Genomic DNA, 12373 nt, shown 5'->3' with positions numbered 1-12373 from the left:
CGATTTTTCGTGTTTAATAATACTAATGACTATTGACCAATGACTAATGACAATTTTAAAAAAATAAACAATTTACAATTCTATATACACCCTTTAATTAATTACCGAAGCTCTTTAATAATAAATCAAACTATTAAAATAAATTAGCACTCAAGGCTTGCCAGTGCTAATTATTGACTAAGGTTTACTGTTTATAATATAGGTATAAATTATACTTTTTATAGATGCTTTAGCTACTTCTTAGACATTATGTTAGAAAAAACTAAAGCTTTACTGCAAGTAATTTAAAATTGGGAGTGGTAGTATGAAATATACTTTTGATATTGTCGGAGTATCTCCACTTTTGCAGTTTTTTAATCACCAACAGCAAAATGGGCAAAAACCACCCCGCCAAGGCGTGGAATACTTGGGAATGCATACCTGTACACTAGATACGTTTCTAGAATCAGTGGAATCAGTTCCAGCAAAGTGGGATTGGAATCTGGATCAAGTGGTAGATACCGTGATTCAGTTTTGGTTGAATAACTCAGACAGCATTCGTTATTGGAAAGTACGTTTAACTGATGCTGGTAAGGATAATTTACTAGTCGCAAGATTGGCGGATATAACCGCCTTACAAGCTGAATTTGAATCCCTACTAGATAAGGAGTGGTGAAGGGAGAAATAGGTAAAATTGAAAAAGAATTTAGGGGTGGAGCAACTCTTGCTTTGCCTTTAGTCAGAATGCACGCTTTTTTGTGTTGTTTTCGTTTTTAAGTGCTTTGAGAACTTTGAGATATAAATTTTTTAATAGTATTTTTGAAGACCTTTGCGTTCATTTTTACACTGGTACAGATTTTACTTATGTGTATGCATACAAATCATACAAACCCAATATTTGCCAAACTTTCTGCTTGAGCATTGTTATGCTCTAAAAACAATTACAAATTAAGGCTTTGAGATTCATTGCCACCTGAAAATTCTAACCTCAGTGGTCTAAAATATAGCGCTCAATGTTGACAATTTTTTAATAATCGAATAACAAGGTGGCAGCAGCATTAAAAAAAAGCGTTAGTGCATTCCTACCTAGAAACTAATTAACGCCCTTCATTAAACTTCATACGGTTAACATAATTATGCCAGAAAATACGGATTACAAAGCCTCTAAATCAGACAATCAAGCTATTGCTTATAAAGAACGCCTCAATTCTTGGGCGATCGCTCGTCTACTTCCTAATACGCAACGGGAAATTGTTGCTCGCTTCCGCAGCCGTTCTGATGCCGAAGGCTATATGCGGCATCTCCCCCAGGAAACACCAAATGCTTATTACATGGTTGTTTTTGATTGTCAACGCCAAGAAGCTGTGATTTAAGGTATAAGTATAGGCACTAAACCTATAGACCTCTTGCAAAAGTGTTTTTTGCACTCTTGGGGAAAAGGGTAATGGTTTTAGGGGAAGGGGACAATACAGAACTTTTTCCCTTCCCCCCGCCCCTTATCCCCAGAGCAGGGTGATTTCATACAAAGAAAGAAAAAACTTTGTGCAGTTGGTTAGATAGGGCACGTTGTGCTTGAGGAATAGTTCGGAAACAGAGTTTGCGGGCGATCGTAATGAAAAAGTTGTGTAAGATAGACCAATTGACAGGGGCATTGCCACCACGGCGTGGTGGAAAGTCTTCTTGGAATGTCACATCTCGAACCCAATGCAGCCGATTTTCGATGCCCCAAGACAAGTGGATATCAGAAAGTAACTGTTGAGCTTCCAGACGTTGACTACGGTCGGTAGCCACAATATCCTGTCATTGTACCTAGCAAGATCACGAACAGTACCAACCACAATTCATGTCTTCGTCCTTTAACCGAAGCGTATTGTAAGTGTGGGAATCTATCACAAAGGAACTTTCCATCTTTTCCAGATTAAGGGATACTAAAGCCAGGTAGATAGATAGGCAAGGAAATATGGAATCCCTAACCTCTCGTATGCAGGCGGTACAGTCGCCAATTATTCCTGTGGTTGGGGAACTGATTAAAGACTCTCCTGGAACAATCTCTCTAGGACAGGGTGTTGTTTATTACAATCCACCACCGGAAGCAATAGAATTTTTACCCAAATTCTTAGCCGAACCCACTAATAATTTATACAAATCAGTTGAAGGAATTCCCCCGTTGCTGACAGCACTTGCAGAAAAATTGCAAACCTTCAACGGTATTGAAATCAATGGGGAAAATTGTATCGTGGTGACAGCCGGGAGCAATATGGCATTTATGAATGCCATTCTTGCAATAACTGAGCCAGGCGATGAAATTATTTTGAATACGCCTTACTATTTCAACCACGAAATGGCGATCGCAATGGCTGGTTGTCGTGCAGTGTTAGTGGCGACAGATGAAAATTACCAACTGCGTCCAGATGCGATCGCTCAAGCAATTACCCCCAAAACGCGGGCTGTGGTGACAATTTCACCAAATAACCCGACTGGAGTTGTCTATTCAGAAACAGCATTGCACCAAGTAAATCAAATTTGCGCTACTTGCGGCATTTACCACATCAGCGATGAAGCTTATGAATACTTTACCTATAACGGGGTAAAACACGTTTCCCCTGGTGCATTTGAGAATAGTAGCGAGTACACCATTTCTCTTTTTAGCCTTTCTAAAGCATACGGTTTTGCCAGTTGGCGCATTGGCTACATGGTGATTCCCAAACACTTATTTATTTCCGTCAAACAAGTCCAGGATACAATTTTGATTTGTCCGCCAGTAATTTCCCAATATGCAGCTTTAGGGGCATTGCAAGCAAAAGCGGAGTATTTACAGAGTCATATAAGTGCAATAGCTCAAGTTCGACAATTAGTACTCGACTCCCTTAACCGCCTACAAGGTTTATGTAGTATTACACCTGCCAATGGTGCTTTCTATTTTTTCCTCAAAGTTAATACTCAGATGAATGCTTTGGAGTTAGTTAAAAGACTAATCCAGGAACATAAAGTAGCAGTTATTCCAGGTACAACCTTTGGTATGGATGACGGATGCTACCTCCGCGTTGCCTACGGTGCGCTGCAAAAAGATACAGCAAAAGATGGTATAGAAAGATTAGTGCAAGGTTTGGAAACTATAGTTAGGAGTTTGTAGAGACGCGATTAATCGCGTCTGTTGGGAGTTAGGAGTAGAGACGCAATTAATCGCGTCTGTTAAGAGTTGATATTTAATTTATGAGAACGTTAGACTGTGTTGAGGTACCTCCTTTACAATCCCAAATATAAAATTGAAGAGATGCCAATTATTAATAAGTTAATTGAAATTGAAACTGAACCAAAAATTAATATTCATAATATAACACCACAAATCCAAGATTTTCTTACTTCAACATCAATTAAAAATGGACAAATTTTAGTATTTTCTCGACACACAACCACAGCTTTAGCTATCAACGAAGATGAAGTCAGATTATTAGAAGATATAAAAGTGTTTTTGCAAAAATTAGCACCTGAATCAGACAGCTATTTACATAATGACTTGCATTTAAGAGATGTCCCGGAAGATGAACCAATTAATGCTCACTCTCATTTAATGGCAATGATGCTGACAACTAGTGAGATAATTCCCATTGTGGATGGTAAATTAGCTCTGGGAACCTGGCAATCTGTATTGTTTTTTGAGTTGGATGGGCCGCGCAAAAGAACGGTATTTTTTCAAATTTCTGGTGAATAATGCAACTTCACACCTGTAATCCTTTTAGAGCAACCTAAATCTGAGAGAATTACCTACAGCAATTAAAACCCTGAAAGAATGTTTCTAAGCATAACCTTCCTTTCCACAAACCAGAACTTTTGTTGTGACAAAGGCAGACGCAATTAGTGATGAAAAATAACGATAACTTTGTATTACGTAATACTTGGTACTATGCTCTGCCTAGTAATCAGATTAAGCCAGGTATGATGATCAGCCGCATTTTCTTGGGAGAACCAGTGCTGCTAGTCCGCAGTCAGGATGGTAAAGTTTCTGCGATGACAGATATTTGTCCACATCGTGGTGTGCCCTTGAGTTGTGGTAGATTCAATGGACAAGAAGTAGAATGCTGTTACCACGGTTGGCGCTTTGACCCGGCTGGACGCTGCACTGCAATACCTTCTCTTGTAGAAGAGCAGCAAATGGATTTGAGGCGCTTTGACGTAGATTCATATACAGTCCGGGAAGCACAAGGGAATATCTGGATATATATGGCTGATCCCGATAACCCTCAACCTGCTTCTGAGATGGAGATTCCGGTAATTCCAGGGTTTGGCGATCGCTCTCACCAGTTCGTAGAAGTGGTAAAGTTCCCTTGTTTTATAGATCATGCAGTGGTAGGTCTGATGGACCCTGCTCATTCACCTTATGTTCATCGCGCTTGGTGGTGGCGAAGTGAGCAACTGCACGAAGAAGTGAAGCAATTCGATGCTTCGCCCTATGGCTTCACAATGCGACGACATCGATTACCAGCAAATGGGGGTCGATTATACTGGCTGATTGGCGGTGGTGTGCCAGAAACGGAGATTTCTTTTCGTTTACCTGGAGTCAGAATCGAAGAAACCACAATTGGCAACCATCGAGTCGTTAATTTAACGGCAGTTACACCAATTTCAGACACAGAAACTGAAGTAACTTTTGCTCTTTACTGGACACTTCCTTGGGTAGGATTTTTCAAGCCACTGTTACATGTGCTGGCGCGAACTTTCATTGGTCAAGACCGAACGGTTGTAGAAAAGCAGCAGATTGGTTTGAAATATAATCCCGTGCTGCGACTGATTAAAGACTCAGATATGCAGGCGCAGTGGTATTACCAGTTAAAGCGAGAGTATGCTAAGTCTGTCGCTGAAAGACGAGAATTTGTGAATCCTGTCAAGGGTCAGATACTCCGGTGGCGTGCTTAAATTACTGCAAAGTAAATTCTGCAAATTCTCTTTGTCCAAACTGCATATTTCGGTCTATCGCTGACAAAATTTTATTATTGGCACGCTCACTATTTAAACAGCGACCAACTAACTGCGCCACATCTGCACGATTTATGCTACCAATAATGTGCGGATCTTCAGTTAAAACACCATTACCTGTTGCTGGTTCTGACTTTAGTCCACCAGGACGGATGATTGTATAGGTGAGTCCACTGGCAATTAAGTGTTGTTCAGCTTTGTCTTTCTCAGCTAAAACTTTTCCCAGTACCGCTAAAACTTGGGGTGAGACAGCAACAACACTATTGCCAGCACCAATGGAAGACACAAGAATAAACTTTTGCACCCCAGCTTTAACTGCTGCATCAATCAGATTTTTATTACCAGGGTAATCGGGTCTTTCTACATCTGATGGTAAACCGCCAATAGTACTGATAACGGTGTGAATAGGTTCATCTGTAAGCATTGCGCGTTCTACATCGCCAACATTCAAGGCATCTCCCAGAACTACCTCAATACCGATTTTTTCTAGTTCACTAGCAACTGCTGTTGTTCTCAGGAGTGCTTTGACTTTTAGCTGTTGCGCTGTCAGATATTGAGCAATTTCTCGACCAACACCGCGACTTGCTCCAGCCAGAAAAATATAAGATGCACTTGTCATATTGATTTTGGATTAGCTAATAAGCTTAACTATTTACGCTCAAAAGATTTTATCAAAGGATTGGCAGCAGTTAATAATTGCTCAAGCTCCTGGGATGCTTTTGGCTGGTGGCGAACATAAGTGTCAATAAACAGACTAATAATTTCACTCATCAGCAAACGTAACTTTTCTTGGGATTGAGTAGCTTCTAAGTCGAGATATGGTCTAACTGTAGTGGAGTCTGGCTCATCAACGATCTAAAATAACGAAGTAACTAAGTAAAGGAAGAAGGCAGTAGTAGAGACGCAATTAATCGCATCTGTATAAGAGTCAGGAAAATTATTTTGCTGATTGGTATTTTACATTGAATTATGTTTACCTACTGACAATAAAAAATACTAGTACAAAAATTCTATTTACAGCAGATCGCAGTAAGTATTGTGTAATAAACGATTGTGCCAATCTTGCAAATAAGTTTTCAAGGATAAACTTCAAGGATAAATTTATGGCTAAAAAATATCAAACCAATCTAGAACAATACCAAGATGTTAGATTATCTGCCACCACAAGAATTTGGGTAATTACAGTCGCCATTCTCGGAGTTTGCGTCCCACTATCAGTCGTTACTAGAAGCGGTGCTATTCTTCCTTTAGTTGCAATTGGTGGCGCAGCTGTTGGTACGGTTGCTGTTTGGCGTTCTGATGAGCAAAAATCAAAAACTAACTATTTGCAACAGCAACAAATAGAACTGTTAGAGCAAAGATTAGCAAATTTAGAAACAATTGTTAGCAGTGATGACTTGAATTTGCAAATGAAAATTAAACAGATTGAGGCAAAGGATACTTTTGGCGACTCCTCTGATCTAAGTACTACAACCAGACAACCAAAACGCAAAGGTTAAAATAATTCGTAATGACTTTTCCTGGTTTTTAAGTAGCTTATTAGTAAGATATACTACCCCATTTTCGTGGCTCATGGTAACTGAAGAATTGTTTACACAAAAAGAAAGTAATAATTTTCGCCAAAATGTATTAATTGTTGGTGGGGGGCCTAGCAATACGGTTCGGTTAAAGGGCAAAGGGAAAAGGGGAAAGGTTTTCAATACATCCTTTACCCTTTACCCCTTACCCTTTCCCCAGACCACAAGGAAAGTGAAAAATGCTTATCCGAACCGTATTGGGGGGCCTAGTGGACTTGCCACCGCATTAATGTTGGCTAAACGTGGTTGGATAAATATTACGGTTTTGGAACAACGTGTTACTGCTGATTACTATGAACCTGACAAGTCATTCAATTATCAAATTGATGGTCGAGGTCAAAAATTCATAGACTTTCTCGGACTTACGGATAAGCTATCAGAAATTAGCGTTCCAAGTACGGAATTTTTATTAACGAACTTTGGGGGTTTAAGTCCCCAGCAAGATAGGCAGCACGTTTTGTGTCGGGGTCTAAATCCCCGTCACAAAACGTAATTGCGAATTGCGTTAGCGGAGCGGGGCGTTAGCCCATTGCGAATTGCGAATTGGTTTAATCCTCCAGCATTCTTTCTCATCCAGAATTATCAACTTTCCTACCAGCAAATCTGGGTTATGGTTCAACGTACCACCAAGACCTTTTATATACTCAGTATGATACTCATTTGTGGGTTGTTGGCTTTAGTATTCAAGAATTTAGTAGGTATTTATTGATTTGAAATGGTACAAGAAGCTCGGAATACAATTATGTGTGACTTTTGACTTCCGCCGTGCTGTAATAGGTTATTTTTGTGTATGGATTTGTTGACTTCAGGTTACGGCAATCTTTGAAGCCCCTCTCACATTAAACTTTCCTTTGCGGCTATAACTGTCTCTAGGGAAACAGTATCTCTTTCTCCATCTCCGTTAGAATTGACTGACATCATTTAATTCTATATACTTCAACTGCATCAGTTCATGAAATGTCTAAGTGCAATAATCTCTATCTTTCTCAGAAACATCTGCTAATTGCTGTGTTTTATTAGACTACTAAGAATTACTGTATAGGATTACTATTTGATTTTTGAACGAAATTAAGTATTGTAGAGTGTGTTAGAACGGAGTTCGTAACGCACTATGAACACGAGTTTGATGCCGTACTCTCCGTGCTAACACATCCTACGTATATTTTCTCCAAATCAAACCGGATTCCTATATTTTTAATTAACTAAGGTTATAAACTTGAGTAATTGCATTGGTATAGCTTACCGTAGGTATGCAATAGTTTGCCGCAGGAATGCAGATGGATTGGATTAGCTTACTCAAATCTCAACAAGCTGACTTCCTTCAACGTGTGAAAAAACCTAAAACTTATGACTTATCTTTGCTAGAAAGTCAAGTCAAGGGTTGTCACACTGAAATTATGGCTTTTTGGGGCGAGCCTTTGGCTAGACTCCAAGAACTTTCTCGCCAACAAGCAGAAGTTCTTGCCAAAAATCCGCCGCCAACGCCACCAGAATATCCTGAACCTCCTGACTGGACGATACCTTTTCCCAAATATTTCCAACAACAAGCCCAAGATTATCTTTTGCGGGAGCATATTGTTGACCGGGTGATAACTGAACGTTTGGGGAAGTTGGTAAAAAAGGTATCACAAGATACTGTGGAAAACATGGTTTTAGATGATGAGGGAAGTTTGTGTGGCGAAAGCAAGTTTTCTTATGTACTAAAAGATAATCCTCAGCTAAGTGTTCAAGTTTATGTTGCTGATGGAGAAAGTTTTAATGGTATTAAGAAAAACAAAATTAGGTGGTCGGTTACTCAAGAAGATTTAAGAAAGCACCAAGTATTAATTTTTCTGTGTTTGTTTTATCCATCTACAGGTAAGCTAGGATACGACGAGAAACAGTGCATAATTACAGGCTTTTTACCTGCAAATCAAATTGAACTTACTGAACCAAAACTCTACATTAATCCGAGTCACTTGTTGTATGCAGGGGGGTTAAATTGGTATTTAGAATCACTTATTGGTAAAAAAGACACGTCGCCATTAATTCATGATTTAGCGATCGCAGATACAATACAGACTCTACCATCAGAGCATTGCCTTAAGGGTATAGTCGGTGACTGGGAATGCTGGCAAACTTTGCAAGGACACACCAGAGGTATTAATTGCCTAGCTTTCAGTTCTGGGTATAATAATGGCACTTTACCCATATTGGCAAGTGGTAGTCGGGGAGAGACAAAACTCTGGGATTTAAGCAAGGGTGAATTAATAGATACATTATCAGAGTATCCTTGGGTGATATCTGGGCTGGTGGATGAAGTGAATTCCGTAGCTTTTAGTTCAGATGGACAAACTTTAGTCAGTTGCGGTGCAGATTCCACAATTAAGCTTTGGCATGTAGGCGCTTTAGATTTAATAGATATTTTGCACAAACATAATGGGGTAGTGCGGTGTGCTGCTTTCACCCCAGATGGCAGAATGTTAGCAACAGGCGGAGATGATAGAAAAATTCTGTTTTGGGATTTGATGCAACGTCAGGTTGCGATCGCACTCTCTTTAGATGATACAGCTGCTCATTCCCTGGTTTTGAGTCGAGACGGCGAAACTTTAGTTACAGGTAGCTATCGCAAAATCAAAGTCTGGCGCACCTTACCCCAGACGGGGATAAAAAGTTTAAAGGATGCACAACCACTGCATACTCTCATGGGTCATTCTCACATCGTTCGTTCTTTGGCCATTAGTGCAGATGGTAAAATGCTCGTGAGTGGTAGCTGGGATCAAACGATTAAAATTTGGCAATTGGAGACAGGGGGATTACTTCATACTCTGAAAGGACATAGAGATAGAATATATGCGATCGCATTAAGTCCCGATGGACAAATAATTGCTAGCGGTAGTGCTGATAAAACCATTAAGTTGTGGCATCTACAAACTGGGGAATTGCTGGGTACGTTTACAGGTCATACTCATATAGTCACAGCATTAGCTTTCACAGCTTCCGGTGAGATGTTGGTTAGCGGGAGCTTGGATAAGACAATTAAAATTTGGCAACGGAGTTGAAGGTTACACGGTTTAACCAGTGCATCTGAAAAGTTAACGGAAAATCGAGATTATTCCCTCCACTTCGTTGCCTTAAGAATGATGAAATCTACCTCACGCATACTTTTAAAACATTCTCGAAGTCAAAATCTAAAATCGCAAACGACGCTTCACAAATGTCAGTATTGGATTAAATTTAACTAACTCAGGATAAACAGGAATAAAAGACAGCTTTTGCTTGCTAAATCTAACTGCTAACGTCCTTGCTGAAGTAAAAATTTTGCCTTCATAAAGTTTCTGAGAAGCAAGAATCCCCCGCTAACCGCAAAGCGGTGTAGCGGGGGAGTGTCAAACCTTATCAATCTTGAAGTGAAACGGTATTACCTTAAGAGTAGCAGCTTCCGCTTTCCCTGTAGCAGCTTCCGCTTTGACGTTTCCGTGTTTCGCGCAGTCTGTAGCAGCTTCCGCTTTGACGTTTCCGTGTTCCGCGCAGTCTGTAGCAGCTTCCGCTTTGACGTTTCCGTGTTCCGCGCAGTCTGTAGCAGCTTCCGCTTTGACGTTTCCGTGTTCCGCGCAGTCTGTAGCAGCTTCCGCTTTGACGTTATGAGAAACAGACTCGTGTTACAGCATCTTCCCTTAAATAGAATACGCTTTTGAGTCAAAGCAATGCTGTGCCTCAACAATAAATATGGTTTTAATTGGCAAAAAATGTTGTAATACCATTTCGGATTTTAGGGAACTCCAAAAAATAAATTATCCAATTTTTGGAATCACAACAACTTTCCCTCCCCCTGCTTCCAACTAAGAGATCCCCCTAAAAGCGTACCCCTTTGGGGATCTTGCTACGCGTAGCGTCCCGCAGGGATGGGATATTTTTTTATTTGGAAGTCCCTGCAATCAACTAAAATCAAACTAAAGCTATTGTCGAAATGGTAGAAAAAGCTATGACGGTAACTACCTATAAATGGACAATTGAACGCTATCACCGAGCAATAGAAGCAGGGATTTTTGACGACCAACCCATTGAACTATTGCGCGGCGACCTCATAGTTATGCCCCCAGAACGCGAACCCCATGCCTACTACAATACAGAAGCAGCTGATTATCTCCGCACACTGCTAGGTGAACGCGCAAAAATCCGCGATGCCAAACCCATCACCTTACCAAACAACTCAGAACCTGTCCCCGATGTGGCTATTGTCAAACCTCTAGGCGAGGTCTACTTAGAACACCACCCTTACCCTGAAGATATTTTCTGGATTATCGAATTTTCTAAGTCAACCTTGAGCAAAGACTTAGGTGATAAAAAAGACATCTATGCAGAAGCAGGCATTGCTGAATATTGGGTTGTCAATCTCAAAAATTCTCAGTTACAAGTATTTCGAGACTTAAAAAATGGGCAATACACAACTGAACTGACATTAACCACAGGTACTATTGTCCCCCTAGCCTTTGGTGATGTATCAGTCCAAGTTAATCGCCTGGTAGGTTTCCCAAAAATATAATTTTTAGCACCTATCAAAAATGAAGGATGCGAGGCGTAGCAAGCTTTAAGAGTAGGCGATCGCGATCGCACTCTGAATTATTAATGGTGCGTTACCCTAAAGCGATATCACCCTACTGGCTAACAGCATTTACCACATAGCACACAGAGTAGCGATCGCTCTTTGGTACTGTAAGTAAAGATGGATTGAGTTTATCAAAAAATATGAGGCTTGAAAATCAATTATCTAAACTCATTGCTTTTTTGCTTTCAACGATACTAATTATTAGACTAAATTTTATCTTGCTTAGGTCAAGTGTAGATTTACATTTTTATTTAAAAAACAGCAACGTTGCATTATATCCTGATTATTCTTTATTCCAATTAGCTAGACATATTTTAAAAGTTTTTGGAGCAACTATAGTTGAAGTGGCTTTCGTATGGTTATTAGTAATTTTAAATACTATATCTTTACGAGTCGGTTTAATCATTACTTTGGTTCTGCTTATCCTAACTGGAATGATAATTTTAGTGCCAATTAGTATTTAAACTAGATTCTGCCTCTATCGGGCGCTTTGTAAGTTCGTCCATAATAAAACTATCCCCTCTATGCTATTTGCTGATGACTATTGCCACTCAACCCCAACGGACTTTAGAAGATTTCCTCAAACTACCAGAAACTGAGCCAGCATCAGACTTTATTAACGGAGAAATCATTCAAAAACCAATGCCCCAAGGTGAACATAGCCGACTACAGGCTAAATTTTGTAATGTTATTAATAACGTAACTGAAAGCCAAAAAATTGCTTACGCTTTTTCAGAACTACGCTGTACCTTTGGCGGTGCTTCTATCGTCCCTGATGTGTCTGTATTTCGCTGGGACACAATTCCTAAAACTCCATCTGGCAGAATTGCTAACCGCTTTGAAATTCATCCTGACTGGGCAATTGAGATTATTTCCCCAGATCAAAGGTTAAAAAAAGTGTTGAGTAAATTATTGCATTGTTCGCGCAATGGTACTGAATTAGGCTGGTTAATCAACCCAGAAGACGAAAGTGTGCTAGGGATTTTTCCTGGACAGCGAGTGGAATTATACGAAGGTGCTGATAAATTACCTATCCTTGACGGTATCGATTTGGAACTGACTGTGGAACAAGTTTTTGGCTGGTTGAGTTTCACGTAAAAAAGCGATCGCATTTCCCAAAGAAATAGGACTTACGCACACTCTACGAATTCTCGGCGCTCTTGGCGTCTTGGCGGTTCGAGAAATTAAGCTTTTTAGCAATTTTTGCGTAAGTCCTAAGAAAGTTGCAAAGGATTGTATCTGTAGGTTTATTGTA

General features: G+C 40.0%; 13 protein-coding genes and 1 pseudogene. 11 read left to right on the top strand and 3 right to left on the bottom strand.

Translation table 11 applies throughout. From position 1 onward, the window contains the following. The first annotated feature begins 304 nt into the window (after positions 1 to 304). Complete coding sequence (locus CDC33_RS16980) at positions 305 to 655, top strand: hypothetical protein (RefSeq protein WP_109009461.1); 351 nt, start codon at positions 305 to 307, stop codon at positions 653 to 655. Positions 656 to 1115: 460 nt separating this feature from the next. Next, entirely contained in the window at positions 1116 to 1352 is a 237-nt protein-coding gene (locus CDC33_RS16975; RefSeq protein ID WP_109009460.1) for a hypothetical protein, read from the top strand. Positions 1353 to 1497: 145 nt separating this feature from the next. Here CDC33_RS16975 and CDC33_RS16970 read toward each other — a convergent pair whose 3' ends face one another. Next, the gene (locus CDC33_RS16970; protein WP_109009459.1) at positions 1498 to 1770 is read right to left on the bottom strand and encodes a hypothetical protein; all 273 of its coding nucleotides are present in this window, start codon (positions 1768 to 1770) and stop codon (positions 1498 to 1500) included. A 169-nt stretch (positions 1771 to 1939) separates the two neighbouring features. Between CDC33_RS16970 and CDC33_RS16965 the strand changes: the two genes are divergently transcribed. From CDC33_RS16965 to CDC33_RS16955, 3 genes are all read left to right on the top strand, one after another. Further along, the gene (locus tag CDC33_RS16965; RefSeq protein ID WP_109009458.1) at positions 1940 to 3112 is read left to right on the top strand and encodes a pyridoxal phosphate-dependent aminotransferase; all 1173 of its coding nucleotides are present in this window, start codon (positions 1940 to 1942) and stop codon (positions 3110 to 3112) included. 141 nt (positions 3113 to 3253) lie between these two features. Further along, positions 3254 to 3691 carry a secondary thiamine-phosphate synthase enzyme YjbQ gene (locus CDC33_RS16960; protein ID WP_109009457.1) on the top strand — a complete coding sequence of 146 codons (438 nt, stop codon included), beginning with the start codon at positions 3254 to 3256 and terminating at the stop codon, positions 3689 to 3691. A gap of 149 nt (positions 3692 to 3840) precedes the next feature. Continuing rightward, the gene (locus CDC33_RS16955) at positions 3841 to 4893 is read left to right on the top strand and encodes a Rieske 2Fe-2S domain-containing protein (protein ID WP_109009456.1); all 1053 of its coding nucleotides are present in this window, start codon (positions 3841 to 3843) and stop codon (positions 4891 to 4893) included. Between the two features lies 1 nt (position 4894). Here CDC33_RS16955 and CDC33_RS16950 read toward each other — a convergent pair whose 3' ends face one another. Both CDC33_RS16950 and CDC33_RS41285 read right to left on the bottom strand, forming a co-directional pair. Next, the gene (locus CDC33_RS16950) at positions 4895 to 5572 is read right to left on the bottom strand and encodes an SDR family oxidoreductase (RefSeq protein ID WP_109009455.1); all 678 of its coding nucleotides are present in this window, start codon (positions 5570 to 5572) and stop codon (positions 4895 to 4897) included. A 29-nt stretch (positions 5573 to 5601) separates the two neighbouring features. Continuing rightward, positions 5602 to 5724 (bottom strand): hypothetical protein, encoded by a 123-nt coding sequence (locus tag CDC33_RS41285; protein ID WP_280524416.1) that lies wholly within the window; start codon positions 5722 to 5724, stop codon positions 5602 to 5604. A gap of 332 nt (positions 5725 to 6056) precedes the next feature. Between CDC33_RS41285 and CDC33_RS16945 the strand changes: the two genes are divergently transcribed. The 6 genes and pseudogenes from CDC33_RS16945 to CDC33_RS16910 all read left to right on the top strand — a co-directional run bounded on the left by CDC33_RS16945 (position 6057) and on the right by CDC33_RS16910 (position 12216). Then, positions 6057 to 6452, top strand: a complete 396-nt coding sequence (locus CDC33_RS16945; protein ID WP_109009454.1) for a hypothetical protein — start codon at positions 6057 to 6059, stop codon at positions 6450 to 6452. Positions 6453 to 6702: 250 nt separating this feature from the next. Further along, positions 6703 to 6945, top strand: a pseudogene (locus CDC33_RS16940) (FAD-dependent oxidoreductase); the annotation flags it as partial. Between the two features lie 862 nt (positions 6946 to 7807). Further along, a complete protein-coding gene (locus tag CDC33_RS16930; RefSeq protein WP_109009453.1) occupies positions 7808 to 9571 on the top strand; it encodes a WD40 repeat domain-containing protein in 1764 nt (587 codons plus the stop codon). A 923-nt stretch (positions 9572 to 10494) separates the two neighbouring features. Next, complete coding sequence (locus CDC33_RS16920) at positions 10495 to 11055, top strand: Uma2 family endonuclease (RefSeq protein WP_109012603.1); 561 nt, start codon at positions 10495 to 10497, stop codon at positions 11053 to 11055. Between the two features lie 185 nt (positions 11056 to 11240). Continuing rightward, positions 11241 to 11582 (top strand): hypothetical protein, encoded by a 342-nt coding sequence (locus CDC33_RS16915; protein ID WP_146195830.1) that lies wholly within the window; start codon positions 11241 to 11243, stop codon positions 11580 to 11582. 73 nt (positions 11583 to 11655) lie between these two features. Next, positions 11656 to 12216 (top strand): Uma2 family endonuclease, encoded by a 561-nt coding sequence (locus CDC33_RS16910; RefSeq protein ID WP_109009451.1) that lies wholly within the window; start codon positions 11656 to 11658, stop codon positions 12214 to 12216. Positions 12217 to 12373 lie beyond the last annotated feature (157 nt).

This window comes from Nostoc commune NIES-4072, assembly GCF_003113895.1.
Taxonomy (GTDB): Bacteria; Cyanobacteriota; Cyanobacteriia; order Cyanobacteriales; family Nostocaceae; genus Nostoc; species Nostoc commune.
This window is presented reverse-complemented; position numbering and strand designations above follow the sequence as displayed.